Source organism: Tepidimonas sp. (genome assembly GCF_029335975.1).
Taxonomy (GTDB): Bacteria; Pseudomonadota; Gammaproteobacteria; order Burkholderiales; family Burkholderiaceae_C; genus Tepidimonas.
On the sequence record NZ_JARJMT020000001.1, the window covers coordinates 1 to 17816 of the forward strand.

At 68.4% G+C, this 17816-nt stretch carries 19 protein-coding genes; 12 read left to right on the forward strand and 7 right to left on the reverse strand.

Annotated elements, in window-relative coordinates:
• Positions 1-400 (reverse strand): ChaN family lipoprotein (locus P3W97_RS00005; RefSeq protein WP_300842957.1); only part of this gene is annotated, 400 nt, incomplete at its 3' end.
• 221 nt (positions 401-621) lie between these two features.
• Here P3W97_RS00005 and P3W97_RS00010 point away from each other — a divergent pair.
• On the forward strand, positions 622-1137 hold the full coding sequence (locus P3W97_RS00010) for a Dps family protein (RefSeq protein WP_300842939.1): 516 nt from the start codon (positions 622-624) through the stop codon (positions 1135-1137).
• Between the two features lie 38 nt (positions 1138-1175).
• On the opposite strand, the gene P3W97_RS00015 is transcribed toward P3W97_RS00010, so the two are convergent.
• Both P3W97_RS00015 and P3W97_RS00020 read right to left on the reverse strand, forming a co-directional pair.
• Positions 1176-1466, reverse strand: a complete 291-nt coding sequence (locus tag P3W97_RS00015; RefSeq protein ID WP_300842940.1) for a DUF3567 domain-containing protein — start codon at positions 1464-1466, stop codon at positions 1176-1178.
• Between the two features lie 115 nt (positions 1467-1581).
• Positions 1582-2385 (reverse strand): DUF3108 domain-containing protein, encoded by an 804-nt coding sequence (locus P3W97_RS00020; RefSeq protein WP_300842941.1) that lies wholly within the window; start codon positions 2383-2385, stop codon positions 1582-1584.
• A gap of 46 nt (positions 2386-2431) precedes the next feature.
• On the opposite strand from P3W97_RS00020, the gene P3W97_RS00025 reads away from it, so the two are divergent.
• Positions 2432-3373: a fumarylacetoacetate hydrolase family protein gene (locus P3W97_RS00025; RefSeq protein ID WP_300842942.1), complete on the forward strand. Its 942-nt coding sequence runs from the start codon at positions 2432-2434 to the stop codon at positions 3371-3373.
• Here the strand turns inward: P3W97_RS00025 and P3W97_RS00030 are convergent.
• Positions 3334-3765, reverse strand: coding sequence for a TraR/DksA family transcriptional regulator (locus P3W97_RS00030; protein ID WP_300842943.1), 432 nt, complete (start codon positions 3763-3765; stop codon positions 3334-3336). The genes P3W97_RS00025 and P3W97_RS00030 overlap by 40 nt on opposite strands.
• Before the next feature lie 197 nt (positions 3766-3962).
• Here P3W97_RS00030 and P3W97_RS00035 point away from each other — a divergent pair, with 197 nt between their 5' ends.
• From P3W97_RS00035 to P3W97_RS00050, 4 genes are read left to right on the forward strand one after another with little or no spacing between them, the layout of a single operon-like run.
• Positions 3963-4712, forward strand: coding sequence for a PhaM family polyhydroxyalkanoate granule multifunctional regulatory protein (locus P3W97_RS00035; protein WP_300842944.1), 750 nt, complete (start codon positions 3963-3965; stop codon positions 4710-4712).
• On the forward strand, positions 4709-6049 hold the full coding sequence (locus tag P3W97_RS00040; protein WP_300842945.1) for an FIST C-terminal domain-containing protein: 1341 nt from the start codon (positions 4709-4711) through the stop codon (positions 6047-6049). Before P3W97_RS00035 ends, P3W97_RS00040 begins: the two co-directional genes overlap by 4 nt.
• Before the next feature lie 58 nt (positions 6050-6107).
• A complete protein-coding gene (locus P3W97_RS00045; protein WP_300842946.1) occupies positions 6108-7073 on the forward strand; it encodes a DnaJ C-terminal domain-containing protein in 966 nt (321 codons plus the stop codon).
• Complete coding sequence (locus P3W97_RS00050) at positions 7073-7384, forward strand: chaperone modulator CbpM (protein WP_300842947.1); 312 nt, start codon at positions 7073-7075, stop codon at positions 7382-7384. The genes P3W97_RS00045 and P3W97_RS00050 overlap by 1 nt, the downstream gene beginning before the upstream one ends.
• Positions 7385-7429: 45 nt before the next feature.
• Here P3W97_RS00050 and tgt read toward each other — a convergent pair whose 3' ends face one another.
• On the reverse strand, positions 7430-8632 hold the full coding sequence (tgt, locus tag P3W97_RS00055; RefSeq protein WP_300842948.1) for a tRNA guanosine(34) transglycosylase Tgt: 1203 nt from the start codon (positions 8630-8632) through the stop codon (positions 7430-7432).
• Positions 8633-8636: 4 nt separating this feature from the next.
• Complete coding sequence (gene queA, locus P3W97_RS00060) at positions 8637-9731, reverse strand: tRNA preQ1(34) S-adenosylmethionine ribosyltransferase-isomerase QueA (RefSeq protein ID WP_300842949.1); 1095 nt, start codon at positions 9729-9731, stop codon at positions 8637-8639.
• A 153-nt stretch (positions 9732-9884) separates the two neighbouring features.
• Between queA and P3W97_RS00065 the strand changes: the two genes are divergently transcribed.
• The 6 genes from P3W97_RS00065 (at position 9885) to ubiA (ending at position 17116) form a co-directional block, all read left to right on the forward strand.
• Positions 9885-10649 (forward strand): ParA family protein, encoded by a 765-nt coding sequence (locus P3W97_RS00065; protein ID WP_300842950.1) that lies wholly within the window; start codon positions 9885-9887, stop codon positions 10647-10649.
• A 60-nt stretch (positions 10650-10709) separates the two neighbouring features.
• Positions 10710-11801, forward strand: coding sequence for a calcium/sodium antiporter (locus P3W97_RS00070; protein ID WP_300842951.1), 1092 nt, complete (start codon positions 10710-10712; stop codon positions 11799-11801).
• Between the two features lie 100 nt (positions 11802-11901).
• Positions 11902-12945 (forward strand): diguanylate cyclase, encoded by a 1044-nt coding sequence (locus tag P3W97_RS00075; RefSeq protein ID WP_300842952.1) that lies wholly within the window; start codon positions 11902-11904, stop codon positions 12943-12945.
• Positions 12946-13016: 71 nt separating this feature from the next.
• Positions 13017-15194, forward strand: coding sequence for an ATP-dependent DNA helicase RecG (recG, locus tag P3W97_RS00080; protein WP_300842953.1), 2178 nt, complete (start codon positions 13017-13019; stop codon positions 15192-15194).
• A 72-nt stretch (positions 15195-15266) separates the two neighbouring features.
• Positions 15267-16235 (forward strand): hydrogen peroxide-inducible genes activator, encoded by a 969-nt coding sequence (locus P3W97_RS00085; RefSeq protein ID WP_300842954.1) that lies wholly within the window; start codon positions 15267-15269, stop codon positions 16233-16235.
• Positions 16217-17116, forward strand: a complete 900-nt coding sequence (gene ubiA, locus P3W97_RS00090; protein ID WP_300842955.1) for a 4-hydroxybenzoate octaprenyltransferase — start codon at positions 16217-16219, stop codon at positions 17114-17116. The genes P3W97_RS00085 and ubiA overlap by 19 nt, the downstream gene beginning before the upstream one ends.
• A gap of 21 nt (positions 17117-17137) precedes the next feature.
• On the opposite strand, the gene proC is transcribed toward ubiA, so the two are convergent.
• On the reverse strand, positions 17138-17816 hold a 679-nt coding region (gene proC / locus P3W97_RS00095; protein ID WP_300842956.1), incomplete at its 5' end, for a pyrroline-5-carboxylate reductase.

Consider the following 17816-nt stretch of genomic DNA (forward strand, 5'->3'; position numbering starts at 1 on the left):
CGCGCTGCTCGTTATCGGTCAGCGTATCGTCCCAGGCAGCGTCGCGCATCACCTCGCTGTGCCGATGGCGCGGTAAATTGCCACCGACCACCGGTACGCCAGCGCGCCCCGCAGCCCTCACCTCCGGCGCATGGCGCTGCCACGGCCAACCGGCATCGGGCCACGCCAGCGCTGCGCGCACGGCGGCCTCGTCAGCGTCGGAGGTCAGCGCTTCGGTGTCGCGCCCGCGCTCGGCCATCTCCAACACCAGCGCGGCAAGGCGCCCTTGCGTTGCCAGCGCCTGCACGGCGGCAGCCTGCAGCCATTGGTGGGCATCCGCGTCGTGTTGTTCGCCCAACAGCAACCACTCAACCCCATCGGGCAGGGCCGCCAGCCGAGTGCGCACCCAGTCCAACCGCATCGAGGGATCGGCCACGCAGCAGCGCGCATCCGCTCCACCCCCGGGCAAGAGGCAGGCGAGCGCGGGCCCCCAGCCACGCGCTGTGGCCAGCGCCGCACCTACCGCAGAACTCCAGCGCAAGCAAAACCGCCGGACCGAGTCGAATTCCATGCGACTATTATCGGGTCTGCGCCGCACAATGGCAGGTGGCGCCAATTCCTTTTTTGAATCGGAGTTCTAGCATGGGCAAAAAAAGCATCACCAAAGCGGTCAGCGGCGGGACGGCCGGGCCGGATATCGGCATTGCGCCGGCGCAGCGCGCTGCCATCGCGCAGGGGCTCGAGCGGCTGCTGGCCGATACCTTCACGCTCTACCTGACGACGCACAATTTTCATTGGAACGTCACCGGGCCCATGTTCAACAGCCTGCACGAGATGTTCATGCAGCAGTACACCGAGCTGTGGAATGCCATCGACCCGATAGCCGAACGCATCCGTGCGCTCGGCTGCGTGGCGCCGGCCTCTTATGCGCAGTATGCGCGCCTGAGCTCCTTGCCGGATGCGCCAACGCAGCCACCCAAAGCGCTGGAGATGGTGCACATTTTGGCCTTGGGTCACGAGGCGGTGGCACGCACCGCGCGCAGCCTTTTCCCGCTGGTGGACGAGGCGCACGACGAACCCACTGCCGATCTGCTCACGCAACGCCTGTCGGTGCATGAGCAGGCGGCATGGATGCTGCGCAGCCTACTGCAGGACTGAGCGCACGGGGCGCCGGCGCGCCGAGATCGCGCCGGACGTCAGTGCACCACCACCGGCGTTTGTGCCAGAGAGGCATAGCTCTCCAGCGTGTCCTCCACCTCTTCCTGGGTGGGGGTGTTTTGTTGCCACGCTTCGATTTGCTGCTGGAACAGCTCAGCCCAGGAGCCGTCCAGGTAGACCTCTTTGCCAGAGCGCTTGTCCACGATCTCGAAACCGTGGCGCGGCATCACCGGCCGTGGGTTGTCCCCTTCGGCTGCGCCCGCCATCTCCTGGGCGTTGGCCAAAATGTGGACCACCGCGAAGCTGTCGGAGTTGTAGAGCATGTGCATGGCCACAATATCCTCGAAATACAAAGCCCCTGCAAGCCGAAGATGATGCCGGCGCTACGGGCTGGAGCCGACATCACCTTTCCTGACGGACATATCGGTGTACGACGGGGTTTTTTCAAGGGGGGGCAGCGGCGGGATACCAGCGGCGCAGCCGCTGTTCTACGCGCTCACCGTTGGGCTGCTGCAGCAGGAGGCGCACGGGCAAACCCGCAATCGCAGGGGTGTACCATGCTTCGACCCGCAGGTCTTGTGCGCCCTCGGTCATACGCCGCAGGTGGAGTGCCTCGAAGCGGCCCGCCGGGACAGTGATGGGTTCGCGTCCGACGACTTCGACCGTCCAGTGCTCCAGCCGTCCCAGACCCGCCACAGGGATATGCCAGCGCTGCCCCGGCTTCATGGCGGCCACCCAGCCGCCCAGTTGGATGAATACCCCCAGCCGGTCTTGAGTGCCCAGGGGCAGGCTCTCGATAAAGGCGTCGCCATCGGTGCGTGCCCGCCCGGGTTCGGGCGCGGCAGACCAGTCGAAAGTCAGCCAGCGCTCGCGCCGTGCCCGGTCTTCGAAGCGGGCGGGTTGCAGGCCCATGGGGGTCAGTGCCCCGCGGCTGATCTGCACGCGGCTGCCCACCAGAAAAGCCCGCAGCGCCAGCTCTAGCCGGTAGCGCCTGCCATCCGGCCGCCAGTCCAACACGGCGTTGGCCCGATAGTTCAGGCCTTTGGTTTCGCCGAGCACTTCGTACTCCATCTGGCCCGCGGGCGGGGACTGCCAGTGGCTGACCCCGACCGGGTCGGGGCCAGGCAGGGCCGCGGCCAGCAGGCCGGCCGCGGTGGCGGCCGACGTGCCCATCGCGGCGGTGTGCAGTGCAGCCACCGCCGTGCCGACGACCAGTGCGCGCGCCCATCGCGATTGCGGTACCCTCATGGACGCGATACTAGCGGCTGCGCACGGCTTGCGTGAGACACCCCCCATGAAACTTGCCACCTACCGCGACGGCAGCCGCGATGGCCAGCTCGTCGTCGTTTCGCGCGATGGCACGTTGGCACACTATGCCAGTGGCATTGCCGACACCCTGCAGCAGGCACTGGACGACTGGAATTTCATTGCTCCGCAGCTGCGTGATCTGGCCCTGTCGCTCGATCAGGGCAAGGCCCGCCATGCGTTTCCTTTCGATCCGCGGCAGTGCGCCGCACCGCTGCCACGCGCCATCGCGTGGCTGGCCCCCGAGGACAACGGGGCCGACCCACGCCCTTGGTGCAGCGACGCCCTGTGGGGGCCGACACGGCCGCTGCCGACCGTGGATGGCGTGGCGGATGTCGGGCCGTCGCTGGCCGTGATCTGCGGCGATGTCTCCCCCGAGGTGGACCCCGCCGCCGCGCTGGATGCGGTTCGCCTGCTGGCCCTGGCTTGTCATTGGCGACATGGCGAGGCGCACTCGCAGCCCGATTGGCCTTGGGGTGTCACCTTGGCGCCGTGCGTGGTCACGCCAGACGAGGTCGGTCCCGCATGGCGCGGCGGCCGACTGGCGGCCTGCTTGACCACGATGTGGAACGGGCGCAAGCTCGGCATTGCCGATGGGGCCGACCAAGAGGTACCTTTTGGGGCGCTGATTGCCCGCGCGGCCCGAATCCGCGGTCTGTCCGCCGGGGCGGTGATCGCTGGCGGTACCCTACCTACCCCGCAGGAGGCGGGCGATCCCCCCACCTGGCCGCGTGGCTACGCCTCTTTGACCATGCGCCGTGCAGCCGAGCGCCTGACCCTGGGGAGCGCCAGCACCCCCTGGCTGGGCCCAGGAGATCGGGTGCACATCGACGCCCGCCTGCCTGATGGTCGGGCACCTTTTGGCGCCATCGACGTCGAGTGGACCCCTGCTCAGAGCGACGGCATCGCGCCGGGGTGGTCGCGCTCGTAACGGGCCTGGCAGTCGATGCAGCGCTGTGCAGTCGGGGCGGCATGCAGCCGAGCGGCTGGGATCTCCGCCCCGCAGTCCGTGCACAGCCCGAAGGTGCCGTTGGCGATGCGCAGCAGGGCCTCGTCGATGGCACGCAGCGCCGCGGTCTCGCGCTCGTCCAGCGCTTGCGCCAGATCGCGCTCACTGTCGGCTTGACTCCAGTCGCCGCTTTGAATGTCGTGCGGATCCATAGCTGCCTCTGCGCGGCCGATCTTGCCGCCCCGTTGGGCTCGGATCTGCGCAATCAGGTCGGCGCGCATCTGTTGTAATTGCTGGGCGTAGGTGTCGGAGATGGGCAGGCTCATGATCGTCAGCTTGTGGAAGCGGCCCGTGCGCGGGTCAATGCTCGACATTGTGGCGCCGATTCCCGCCGGTGACCAAGGCCAGCCGAGTCGCGCGCACAGGCCTTTGATGCGGATCAAGGGCTGGCGGCGCGCCGCCGGGTGCGGCGCGCTGCTCACAGGCAGCCAGGCGACGGCTGCCCGAAGCCGCGTGGCTGTGGCATGCTACGGCGTACGCGGCCTGATATGCCGCGCACAGGACCTCCATCATGACCTCGCCCAATTTCGGCCCTTTCCAGGCGGCTTTCGCGCCCTACGCCCAGTACATCCCTGGGTTTGCCTTTCTGCAGGGCTTGGCCGGCAACGGTCCGGCGGCGGATATGCCGTCCATGTCCCAATGGGTAGCCCCGGTGTTCGATGTCAATGAGCTCGAGCAGCGCATTCGTGACCTCAAGGCGGTTCACTTCTGGCTGGAACAAAACGCCCGCGCACTGCAGGCGACGATCCAGGCGCTGGAGGTGCAGAAGATGACGCTGGTCGCGCTCAAGGGCATGAACGTCAGTCTCAACGAAATGGCTCAAGCTTTTGCCGGTTCCGGCGCCCAGGCCAGCCCAGGCACGGAGGCGCGAGCGGCTTCGGCGGGCTCGCCCTCGGCCAGCGATGCACCGGCAAACGGGCCCGCCGTGGCGCCCGGAGTGGATCCGCTGCGCTGGTGGCGGTCGCTGACGGAGCAGTTCCAGACGATTGCCGCCAACACCCTGCAAGAGATGGCGCAACACTCACCTACGCCCAGCGCCCCGCCTAGCCCGCCCGTGCCGCCGACCAGTCGGCCCGTGCGTGCCGCCCAACCGATCCAAGCCCCCACGGATGGCAGCGCCACGAGCAAGCGGCGGCCGGGGCCACAGGCAGCCGCCGCCGGGGGGGCAACGCCCGTCCCCGCGGCGGCGGCTCGGACACCGCGCGGGCGTACCGCTGCGCCCAACCCGCGAACCGCGCCGTCAAGGGGGCCGCGCGGGTGAAGCGCTTTCTGCACGCCCACGCCACCCATCCGAACTGGCCCATGGCCGCCGCGTTGGTGCTGGCCCAACTGCGCGGCCAATTGGCTGCGGCAGCGCCTGCCGATCCGGCTGGGCACGGCCGCCTGTCCAGCCGCCAATCAGCGGGCCAGGGCCAGGCCGTCACCCCACTGGGGCTGTTGTACCTGACCGATCACTATGCCGGTGCGGCGGCCGATATCCTGGATCACCTGAGCGCCGAGCTGCCGCAGGTGACGGACTGGGTGGGGGCGGTGGGTGTCGGTATCTGCGCCAGCGGGGTGGAATACATCGACGAGCCGGGACTGGCGGTCATGCTGTGCGACCTGGCGCCCACCCGTTACCGCGTCTTCAGCGGCTTGGCCCCCTTGGGGGCCACCCGGGGACCGGAAGGCTTCGTGCCGCAAACCGCGCTGGTGCATGCCGACCCTGCCGCGCCCGATGTGGCGGAGCTGGTGCAGGAGCTGGCCGAGCGCACCCTGGGCCACTATCTGTTCGGGGGTCTGGCGGCCAGCCGTGCCGGCTCGTTGCAGATCGCACGCTCCAGCCGGGGCGGTTTGGCCGGGCATGGGCGCGAGGCGGCCGCCCGCCTGTTCCGAGGGGGTTTGAGCGGTGTGGCCTTCGGCCCGGACGTGGGCATCGTCTCGCGCGTGACGCAGGGGGTGCGCGCCGTCTCGCCCACCTACCGCGTCACGGCCGCACAGGATCACCGTGTGGACCAACTGGACGGTCAGCCCGCTCTCGATGTGCTCCTGCGCACACTGGGCCTGTCGCTGGAGGATTTGCCGGCGGTGATTGCGCGTCTGCGGCAGACCCTGGTTGGTTTGCAGGCGCCAGTATCGCGGCTCCCAGCAGGGGTCTCGACCCTTCCGATGGGGCAGGCGGCGCGCGTGCCGCTGCGCCTGGGCGATGACCTGTTGGTGCGCCACCTGGTGGGCCTGGATCCGGCGCGGCGTGCTTTCGTGGTCGCCGACGAGGTGCCCGTGGGGGCGACCCTGACGCTGTGCGTGCGCGATGTGCAAGCCGCCCGGGCCGACCTGGTGCGCATTTGCGCCGAGATCCGCGACGAACTCAGCCCCGAGGAGGGGCAGACCGCCGACGACCCCGTGCAGCGCATGGCAGGTGCGGTGTATGTGAGCTGCAATGGCCGAGGCGGGCCCCACTTCGGTGCCCCTGGCGCCGAGCTGCAGATCGTGCGGCATGCCCTGGGCGAAGTGCCGCTGGTCGGTTTTTTTGCCGCAGGCGAGATCGCCCACCACCGCCTGTATGGCTACACTGGGGTGCTGACGGTGTTTGTGGCCGACGGCAGCGCTCCCGCTTGAAAGGGCGCTCGCCCAGCCCCACCTGGAAGCTGAGTGCATTGGGCAGGAAAGGACCGCGGTGGAATTCAAAGACTATTACGCGGTGCTGGGCGTGGCACGTGACGCCAGTGCCGATGAGATCAAAAAAGCGTACCGCAAGCTGGCGCGCAAATACCATCCGGATGTCAGCCAGGAGCCCGACGCGGCGCAGCGCATGAGCGAGGTCAACGAAGCCTACGCGGTGCTGTCCGACCCCGACAAGCGGGCCGCCTACGACCGGCTGGGGCGGGGGCAGCGGGCGGGGCAGGCGTTTACGCCACCGCCCGACTGGGATGCCGGGTTCGAATTCCACGGCCCGCCGCAGGGGATGGACGCCACCGAATTCAGCGACTTTTTCAGCGAGTTGTTCGGCCGCATGGCGGGCGCGCGTGCCGCCGCCCGGGGCCCGCGTCATGGCGCGCCGTTGCGCGGCGAGGACCACCACGCCAAAGTGGCGCTCGAGCTGGAGGAGGCCTGGCGTGGTGGCACGAAGACCCTGTCTCTGCAGGTGCCACAGCTGGATGCGCACGGACGACTGGCCTTGCGCACCCGTACGCTGGAGGTCAAGATCCCGGCCGGTGCGCGCGCCGGCCAGATGATCCGCCTGGCAGGCCAAGGTGGGCCGGGCGAGCCGCCCGGTGACCTCTACCTGGAGGTGGTCATCCGGCCGCACCCGCGTTTTCGGCTGCAGGGCAAGACCCTGATTGCAGAGCTGCCCTTGGCGCCCTGGGAGGCGGCACTGGGCGCCGTGGTACCCGTGGAGTTGCCCGATGGCAGTGCACTGAAGGTGCGTGTGCCAGCAGGCAGTCAGGGCGGTCAGACGCTGACCGTGCGCGGCAAGGGGCTGCCCGCGCGCGAGCCAGGAGACCTGGATTTGCAGTTGCGCATCATCTTGCCCAGCGCCTACGATCCGCGTGCCCGCGCGCTGTATGAGCGCATGGCGGCCGAGTTGACCGATTTCGATGCGCGCAAAGTGGCCGCCGCGGAAGAGGAAAGGAGTCGCTGATGGAGCCGGACGTATTGCGGGTGGAGGTGACCCTGGAGACGCCAGGGTTGGATGCCGAGGCGCTCTGCCGCGCTGCCGGCGTGGCGCCGCAGTGGTGGGAGGCGGCCGTGCGCACGGGTTTGGTCGTGATCGACACGCACGGCGCCGCCGATTTCGACGCCGCCACCCTGCGCCGTGTGCGGCGGCTGGCGTGGCTGCAGCATCACTTCGATGCCGACCCAGAGCTGGCCGCTTTGGTGGTCGATTTGGAGGAAGAGGTGGCGCGCCTGCGCGCCCGTCTGCAGCGGCTCAACGAGCGCATATGTGAATGACGCTGGCATGCACCCATCTGCCGTCGCGGGTGCCGTGTCGCGGGCTCACACCCCCTGCGCCCGCTCGGCGGCAAAGCGCTGCCGAAACGCCCCGAAGGTGCCGGCGTCCAGCGCATCGCGCACCTCCTGCATCAGGTTCAGGTAATAGTGCAGGTTGTGGATGGTGGTGAGCATGGGGCCCAGCATCTCCCCGCAGCGGTCCAGATGGTGCAGATAGGCTCGCGAGAAGCCCTCGCGTCCACCGTCGTTCCAGCTCACGCCACTCGTGCCCGCACAGGCATAGCAGGTGCAGCTCGGGTCGATCGGGCGCGGATCGGTTTTGTGGCGGGCGTTGCGCAGCTTCAGGTCGCCATAGCGGGTGAACAGGGTGCCGTTGCGGGCGTTGCGCGTCGGCATCACGCAGTCGAACATGTCCACGCCGCAGGCCACGCCCTCCACCAGATCCTCCGGCGTGCCCACGCCCATCAGGTAGCGCGGTTTGTGCGCCGGCAGCCGGTGCGGCGTGTGTGCCATGATGCGGCGCATCTCCTCCTTGGGCTCGCCCACGCTCACGCCGCCGATGGCGTAGCCGGGTAAGTCCATGTCCACCAGCGCCTCCAGCGACTCTTGTCGCAGGTGCTCGAACATGCCGCCCTGCACGATGCCAAAGAGCGCATTGGGATTGCCCAGGCGCTCGAACTCCGCCTTGGAGCGTACTGCCCAGCGCAGGCTCAGTTCCATGCTGGCGCGGGCCTCGGCCTCGGTGGTGACGTGGCCGCTGGCCTTGTCGCCCTGCCAGTAGGGTGTGCATTCGTCCAGCTGCATGACGATGTCGCTGTTGAGCATGGTCTGGATCTGCATGCTCACCTCCGGCGACATGAACAGCTGGTCGCCGTTGACCGGCGAGGCGAAGTGAACCCCCTCCTCGGTGATTTTGCGCATCGCGCCCAGGCTCCACACCTGAAAGCCGCCGGAGTCGGTCAGGATGGGCTTGTGCCACTGCTCGAAGCCGTGCAGGCCGCCGAAGGCGCGGATTACCTCCAGCCCGGGACGCAGCCACAGGTGGAAGGTGTTGCCCAGGATGATCTGGGCCCCCATGTCGTGCAGGCTGCGCGGCATCACGCCCTTGACGGTGCCGTAGGTGCCCACGGGCATGAAGATGGGCGTCTGCACCACGCCGTGGTTGAGCGTGAGGCATCCCCGACGGGCGTGGCTGCCGGCATAGCCTGCGCGCGCTGGGTCGGTCTGGAGAACGGAGAACTGGAGCATAGGATCAAGCGCAAGCAGGGACGGTCGGACAGCGCTGCAGCAGCATCGCGTCGCCGTAGCTGAAGAAACGGTAGCGCTGCTCGATCGCGTGGCGGTACACCGCCGTGATGTGTTCGTAACCGGCGAACGCCGACACCAGCATCAGCAGCGTGCTGCGCGGCAGGTGGAAGTTGGTGATCATCAGGTCCACCACGCGAAAGTCGAAGCCTGGCGTGATGAACAGATCGGTGTCGCCCTCGGTGGCGCCGCTGCGCGCCCAGCTCTCCAGCGTGCGCACGGTGGTGGTGCCCACCGCCAGCACGCGTCCGCCGCTCAGGCGCGTGCGCTCCAGCGCTGCCAGCGTCTCGGCTGGGATGTGGTAGCGCTCGTGGTGCATGCGGTGGGCGCGGATGTCCTCCCCCTTGACCGGCTGGAAGGTGCCGGCACCGATGTGCAGCGTGATGCGGGCGCGCTGTACGCCGCGCGCCTGCAGCGCTGCCAGCACCGCCTCGTCGAAGTGCAGCGCTGCGGTCGGCGCGGCCACCGCACCCGGGTTGGTGGCGAAGACGGTTTGGTAGCGCTGCTCGTCCTCGGCGGTATCGGGGTGCGTGATGTAGGGCGGCAGCGGCACATGGCCGTAGCGCGCCATCAATGCGTAGGGATCGCCGGACAAGCGCAACCGAAACAGCGGCCCATCCGCTTCAGGCCAGCGGCCCAACAGCGTGGCGGTGAAGGCCGGCTGCCCATCGGCCTGTGGCGCCATGCGCAGCACCGTGCCGGGGATGGGCTTCTTGCTGACCTTCATGTGTGCGACCACCTCGCCGTTGGCCAGTACCCGCTCGATCAGCAGCTCCAATCGCCCGCCAGAGGGTTTTTCACCATATAGACGCGCCTTGATCACCTGAGTGTCGTTGAAGACCAGCAGATCGTTGGGCTCCAGCAGGTCGGGCAGATCGCGGAAGATGCGGTCGGCCGGCGGCCAGCGGCGAGCATCGAGCAGGCGCGCGGCGCTGCGCTCGGGCGCTGGGTGCTGGGCGATCAGTTCAGCGGGCAGGGGAAAATCGAAATCGCTGGTGGTCCAGGTGCGCGCCGATGCGCCGCAGGGTAAAAAGGTTGTCATCTCGCTCGAGGGCCGGACAGGCCCGTGCCAAGTCCAAGGGACACGCATTGTCCCACGGCGCGCGGCCGTGTCAGGCCGGTGTCTGGCATGCCGATTAGTATGCGGGTCTCGGCTGGCGCGGGGCCGGTCGTCAGTGGTACGGGGGGTGTGGTTATGCCGTTGGTCGTCTTCAATCAGAAGGGCGGGGTGGGCAAATCCACCATCGCTTGCAATCTGGCCGCCATTGGGGCGGCGCGGGGGCAGCGCACACTGGTCGTGGACTTGGATGCGCAGGGCAATGCTTCGCGCTATCTGCTGGGCGAGGCCGTAGCGCAACCCGGTCCGACGGTGGCGGATTTTTTCCAACAAACATTGTCATACAGCCTGCGCAGCGATGCGCCGCAATCCTATGTGCGCCGCACGCCATTCGATGGTTTGGATGTGCTGGTGGCCAGTCCCGCGTTGGAAGAGCTGCAGACCAAACTGGAGGCGCGTCACAAAATCTACAAGCTGCGCGAGGCGCTGTCGGTTCTGCGTGCGAATTACGACACCATCGTGATCGACACGCCACCGGCGCTCAATTTCTACACCCGCAGTGCCCTCATGGGTGCCAGCGGTTGTTTGATCCCCTTCGATTGCGACGCCTTTTCGCGCCAGGCGCTCTATGCGCTGCTCGACCACGTGGCCGAAATTCGTGCCGACCACAACCCGGCGTTGGCGGTGCGCGGCATCGTGGTCAACCAGTTTCAGGCCCGGGCTGCGCTGCCGCAGCGGCTCGTGCAGGCTCTGCGCGATGAGGGGCTGCCGGTGTTGGAGCCGTACCTGCCCGCCTCGGTCAAGGTGCGCGAGTCCCATGAGGCTGCCTGCCCCCTCATCTACCTGGATCCGCGGCACCGCCTGACGCAGGCCTTCGTGGCCCTGTACGAGCGTTTGGGCTGATCGAGCGTGCCGGGCCCGGATCGACTACAGTCACGCCCTGCTGCCGAGAGGGATTGAAGCATGTGGGTGCAAGCGGTGTGGTTCGTGGCGGGCTTGATTGCCCTGGCGGTGGGGGCCAACGCGCTGGTGCGCGGGGCGTCCAAGCTGGCGCTGTCGCTGGGCATCTCGCCGCTGGTCGTCGGGCTGACCATCGTGGCGTTTGGCACCAGCGCGCCCGAGACGGCGGTGTCCACCGGGGCAGTGCTGGCGGGACAGACCGACATCGCCGTGGGCAACGTGGTGGGCAGCAACATCTTCAATGTGCTGTTCATTCTGGGTGCCAGCGCGCTGATCACCCCGCTCGTGGTGCATGTGCAGCTCATTCGGCAGGAAGTGCCCATCATGATCGGCGCGTCGGTGCTGCTTCTGGTGCTGGGACTCGACGGCCGCATCGCTTGGTGGGAGGGCGGACTGCTGTTGGGCTTGTTGATCGTCTACACGGCGTTTCTGATCGTGCAGTCGCGCCGCGCCTCGGCCGCCGACGCCGCGGCGTTCGACGCCGAGCTGCAGCCGGCCAATGCGGCAGCGTGGGACGCCCGCTGGCCCGTGCAGGTGGCGCTGATGGTCGTTGGGTTGGCACTGCTGGTCCTGGGCTCGGACTGGCTGGTGGGGGCGGCCGTCACCTTTGCCAAAGCCCTGGGCGTCAGCGATGTGGTGATCGGTCTGACCATCGTGGCCGCCGGTACCTCCATGCCCGAGGTGGCCACGTCGATCGCCGCCGCCTTCAAAGGCGAGCGCGATATCGCCGTGGGCAATGCCGTGGGCAGCAATACCTTCAACATTCTGGGGTGTGTGGGCCTGAGTGGCTTGGTTTCGGCCAGCAGTGGCATCACCATCGTGCCGTCGGTGCTGTCGTTCGACATTTGGGTGATGTTGGCGGTGGCACTGGCGTGTTTGCCGGTGTTTCTGACCGGGCGCGAAATCGCGCGCTGGGAAGGGGCGGTCTTTTTGGGTTACTACGTCGCGTACACGGCGTATCTGATCTTGGCGGCGCAGTCCCACGCGGCGCTGCCTGCGTATTCCGCGGCGATGCTGGGCTTCGTGCTGCCGCTGACGGTGATCGCCCTGGTCACGAGCGTGCTGCGTTCGCCCGGCACGCCACCGCCTGGCTGACCGGCAGGCGTGCGCGCAGGCGGCGTTTTCGGCACAATGGGCGGCTTGTCACGGACGCCACCCGAAGCATCCGGACGGTTACCGAGGAGACCCGCTGGCCATGTCTGTCGCATCCCCCCTGTTGCGCGATAACCCGCAGCGCGCCGAATGGCGTGATGCCCTGCTCAACGATTACACCCTGGCCGTGATTACGCTCGGTGGCGTGGTGGCTGTGGTGTGGCTGGCACCCTTTGCGGTCTATCGTGCCCTGACCGCCAACTGGTTGGCGGCTGTTACGGATGCCTTTTTGGCTGTCACCATCGGCGCAGCGGCCTGGTATGCGTGGCGCACGCGCGACACGCGCTGGCCGGGTTGGGTGATGGCGGTGGCCATCGTCACGGGTCTGTGGGCGATCGGGTTTGCTGCCCAGTTCGCGGCGCTGTTTTGGGCGTACCCGGGTGTGCTCATGAATTTTTTCCTCGTGCCCGCGCCGGCGGCGGCACTGCTGGGGGCGGCTGCGGTGGTGGGGGCCGCGGCGCTGTCGTGGCAAGAGCTGGGTGGCACCGAAGGCCTGCCTTTTTTCGTCATCACCAATGTGCTCACCGGACTCTTTGGCTATCTGGTGTCACAGCAGGCGCATCGGCGCATCGAGCGCTGGCAGGCCCTGAGCCTATTCGATCCGCTGACGGGCGTCGGCAACCGCCGCTTGATGGAGGCGGAGTTTGCGCAAGCCTTCGGCTGCGGATGCCCCGCCGGCGTGCTGGCGGTCTTGGATGTCGATCACTTCAAGGCCATCAATGACAACCACGGTCACGAGGCCGGCGACGCCGTGCTGCGTGATATCGCCGCAGTGCTGCAGTCGTCCTTGCGCAAAACGGACCGCCTCTACCGCTTCGGTGGCGAGGAATTCGTCGTCTGGCTGGGGCAGGGCGATGCCGCCGCCGCCGCGGCGGTGCTGGAGCGCATCCGCCAGGGGGTGCACGAGCGGGTCTGCATCGCCGAGCGGGCCGTCACATTGTCGGCCGGCGTGGCCGTGCACACGGCACCAGAGTCCTGGCAAAGCTGCCTGGCCCGCGCGGACGCTGCACTGTACCGGGCCAAGCGCGAGGGGCGGGACCGCGTGTGCTGGGCGCTGCCGGGTGAGGGCGAGAAGGGTCGCACCTGAGACAGGCGGCCCGCGGGTGGCTGGCGGTTGCTTTCGCGCATCGCCGCCAGAGGCGCTGCTAGGATCGGTCCATGACCCGCGCTACGCCAGCAATCCGCCCCCGCTCTTCTGCGGCGCCGACCGCTGCCGGCGCAGCGCCGGTCGGCCCGGGGCGCGAGCGGCTCAGCGGCCCGCAGCGGGCGCTGCGGCGCTTGGGCCTGGTGCGGCCCATCGATCTGGCGCTGCATATGCCCTTGCGCTACGAGGACTGGACACGCCTGCGCCCGCTGAGCGACGCGCGCGATGGGGACGAGGCCCTGATCGAGGGCGAGGTGCTGGCCTGCGAGGTGCAGCTGCGGCCGCGCCGCCAGCTCGTCGCCACCCTGGCCGTGGTCGGCGGGGGGCGCTGCACCCTGCGATTTTTTACCTTTTATCCCAGCCACCAAAGGGCGCTGGCTGTCGGCGCGCGCGTGCGCGCCCATGGAGAGTTGCGCGGGGGCTGGGCGGGCTGGACGCTGGTGCATCCCCGCCTGCTGTCGCCGCAGGCGCCATTGCCAGCGGGCCTGACCCCGGTCTATCCAACCACGGCCGGCCTGCCGCAGGCTTATCTGCGGGCGACGGTTGCGCGTGCCCTACAGCAGGCCGATCTGGCCGAGACCATCCCCCCCGAGGCGCTGGCCGATCTGCCGGGGGCCAGCGGCGAGCCGTGGACGCTGCAGGCGGCGCTGCGGTTTTTGCACCATCCGGACCCCTGCGTGCCGCGCGCGGCGTTGGACGATCGCACCCATCCCGCGTGGCTGCGTCTGAAGGCCGAAGAGCTGCTGGCCCAGCAGTTGGCCCAGGTGCAAGCGCGCCGCGAACGCGACGCCCTGCGCGCGCCCGTGCTGCGCGCGACCGATGACGGTCTGCCGTTGCGCCTGCAGGTTGCGCTGCCCTTTGCGCTGACTGGGGCGCAGCGGCGGGTGGCGGCCGAAATCGCCGCCGATCTGGCCCGCCCCACCCCCATGCACCGCTTGCTGCAAGGCGATGTGGGCAGCGGCAAAACGGTGGTGGCCGCGCTGGCCGCCGCTGTTGCGATCGATGCTGGCTGGCAGTGCGCGTTGATGGCGCCGACCGAGATCCTGGCCGAGCAACACTTTGGCAAGATGGTGCAGTGGCTGGAGCCATTACTCGCTCCGTTGGGCCGGGGGGTGGCCTGGCTCACCGGTGGGCAGTCCCGCGCTCAGCGCCAGGCCATGCTGGCGCGCATCGCCGCGGGGGAGGCGGCGCTGGTGGTCGGCACCCACGCCGTCATCCAGGAGCAGGTCAGGTTCGAGCGGCTGGGCCTGGCCGTCATCGACGAGCAGCACCGCTTCGGCGTCGCCCAGCGGCTGGCGCTGCGTTACAAGGCTGGGTCCGCTGCCGGGGCGGTGGAGCCCCACCTGTTGATGATGAGCGCCACCCCCATCCCGCGCACCCTTGCCATGAGCGTCTACGCCGATCTGGACGTCTCCACGCTCGACGAGCTGCCGCCCGGGCGCAGCCCTATCGTGACCAAGGTGCTGGCCGAACACCGCCGGCCCGAGGTGATAGAGCGCATCCGCCAGCAGGTGGCGCAGGGCCGGCAGGTGTACTGGGTGTGCCCCTTGATCGAGGAGAGTGAGGCACTCGATCTGCGCTCTGCCACCGCCACCCATGCCCAGCTGGCCGCCGCCCTGCAGGGCGTCACCGGTGCGGATGGCCGCCCGGTCCAGGTCGGCCTGCTGCACTCGCGCCTGCCGCCCGCTGAAAAAAAAACCATCATGGCCGCCTTTGCCGCAGGTGCCCTTGCCGTGCTGGTCAGCACCACGGTCATCGAAGTCGGTGTGGACGTGCCCAATGCGTCGCTGATGGTCATCGAGCATGCCGAGCGCTTTGGCCTGAGCCAGTTGCACCAATTGCGTGGGCGCGTCGGACGCGGCGCAGTGGCTTCGGTCTGTTTGCTGCTCTACAGCCCCGGCGAGTCGGGCCGCGTCAGCGAATCGGCGCGCGAACGCCTGCGGGCCATGGTCGAGACGCAAGATGGCTTCGAGATCGCGCGCCGCGATCTGGCCATCCGTGGCCCAGGTGAATTTTTGGGGGCGCGCCAGTCGGGGACGCCCCTGCTGCGGTTTGCCGATTTGCACACCGACGAAGCCCTAATCGAATGGGCGCGCCGCTGGGCCCCGCGTCTGTGGCAGCGCGATCCCGCATCGGCACGGCGGCACCTCGATCGCTGGCTGGGGGGCAAGTTAGACTATCTGAAGGCTTGATCCGATAATCCGATGGGTGGCCTGCGGCCTAGCCGCTGCGCAGACAGGCCAACCGTGCCATGGAGTCAGCCCATGACCTTGACCGAACTCAAGTATGTCGTCGCGGTGGCGCGCGAGCGCCACTTCGGCCGGGCGGCCGAGGCCTGCTTCGTTTCACAACCTACCTTGTCGGTGGCCATCAAAAAACTCGAGGAAGAGCTGGAACTCAAAATCTTCGAGCGCAGCGCCAGCGAGGTCACCGTCACACCCCTGGGCGAGGAAATCGTGCGTCAGGCCCAGATCGTATTGGAGCAGGCCGCCGCGATCAAAGAAATCGCCAAGCGCGGCAAGGACCCCTTGGCCGGCCCGCTTCGACTCGGGCTCATCTACACCATCGCGCCCTATCTGCTGCCCGATTTGGTGCGCCAGGTCATCGACCACGCGCGCCAAATGCCGCTCATCCTGCAAGAAAATTTCACCGTCAAGCTGCTGGAGCAATTGCGGTTGGGCGAATTGGATGCGGCCATCCTGGCCGAGCCTTTTCCCGACACCAACTTGGCCATCGCGCCGCTGTATGACGAGCCTTTCGTCGCGGTGGTGCCGCGCGACCATCCGCTGGCCGCGAATGACAGCGTCACCGTGGAGGCGCTCAAGCGGGAGACCATGCTGTTGCTCGGCAACGGGCACTGCTTTCGCGACCATGTGCTGCAGGTCTGTCCGGAGTTCGCGCGCTTTTCCGACAATGCCGAAGGCATCCAAAAGAGCTTCGAGGGCTCGTCGTTGGAAACCATCAAACACATGGTGGCCGCGGGCATGGGGGTGACGCTGGTGCCGCGGCTCTCGGTGCCCGACGGGGCGTTGGAGCCAGCCGGGCGTCAGACCGTCGCCGCCCGAGCGCCAGGCGATGGCGCCTATGTCCGCTATATTCCTTTTGCTGGCGAGCCGCCGACGCGGCGTGTCGTGCTGGTGTGGCGACGCAGCTTCACCCGCTACGAAGCCATCGCCGCCTTGCGCAATGCGATCTACGCTTGTGAGCTGCCTGGATGTCAGCGTCTGACCTGATGCCTGTTTCGCCGCCTCCCGCCTGGCGCAAGCGCTTGGCCCTGTACCTGGATCTGATCCGTTGGGATCGCCCGGCCGGCTGGTTGCTGCTGCTGTGGCCGACGTTGTCGGCGCTGTGGCTGGCTGCCGGCGGCTGGCCTGGGTGGCATCTGCTGCTGGTATTCGTCGCCGGCACGATCCTGATGCGCAGTGCCGGCTGCTGTGTCAATGACGTGGCCGATCGCGAATTCGACCGCCATGTCAAGCGCACCGCGCAGCGCCCAGTGACCAGCGGACGGCTCAGCCCGCGCGAGGCGCTAGCGGTTGGCGCAGCGCTGGCGCTGCTGGCGTTTGCGCTGGTGCTGACCACCCATGCGGCTGCCGTGGCGTGGTCATTCGCGGCGTTGGCCGTGGCGGTGTTCTACCCGTACACCAAGCGCTTCTTTGCGATGCCGCAGGCGGTGCTGGGCGTGGCGTTCAGCTTCGGCATCCCCATGGCTTTTGCTGCCGTGCGTGGCGAGGTGCCCGCGCTGGCCTGGGGGCTGCTGGTGGCCAACCTGTTTTGGGTGCTGGCTTACGACACCGAATACGCCATGGTCGACCGCGACGATGATTTGCGCATCGGCATCCAGACCTCGGCCATCACGCTGGGCCGCTGGGATGTGGCAGCGGTGCTGCTGTTTTACGTCCTGCACCTGGCGCTGTGGACAGGGCTGGTGTGGCCGCATGCGGGCGGACCGTGGTTTGCCGCTGCCGTGGCCGCGGCGGCGGCGCAGGTGCTGTGGCATGCCTGGCTGATCCGTGGCCGCACACGCGAAGGGTGTTTTCGCGCCTTTCGCCTCAACCACTGGCTTGGTGCCACCCTGTTTGCCGGGCTGGTGGCGCAGCAGGCGCTGGGGTGAAGCACAGCCGTGCCCTCGGCCTCAGGCGCCGTAGGCGTCACCCAGTTCTTGCGCGCGCTGGCGCGCGGCGTGCATCGCGCCGATGAAGGCATCTTTCACCCCGGCCGCCTCCAGCGCGGTCAGCGCAGCAGCGGTCGTGCCCCCCTTGGAGGTGACGCGCTCGCGCAGCACCTCGGGGGGTTCACCGGCGTCCTGGGCCAGCCGGGCGGCCCCGATGAAGGTGCCGATGGCCAGCTCCAGCGCCACCTTGGCAGGCAACCCCATGGCGGTGCCGGCGTCGCGCATCGCCTCCAGAAAATAAAACACATAGGCTGGACCGGAGCCGGACAGCGCGGTGACCGCATCCAGCGCGGCCTCGTCGCTCACCCACACCCAGCGCCCGGTGCCGGCGATCAGCGCCTCGGCCAGCGCTCGGTCCTCGGCCGTCAGGCCCGGCAGGGCATACACCCCGGTCATGCCCTGCCCGACCAGTGCCGGTGTGTTGGGCATGGTGCGCACGATGCGCTCGCTGCCCAGCCACGCCTGCATGCTCGCGCAGCGGATGCCAGCGGCCACACTCAGGTGCAGCGCGCCGCCCAGGTACGGGGCCGCAGCGGCCGCGGCTTCGCGAAAGCTCTGGGGCTTGACCGCCCACACCGCCAGCCGACAGCCCGTCAGTGCCGGGCCTGCGCTCGATAGCGTGTGCACGCCAAAGCGCTCG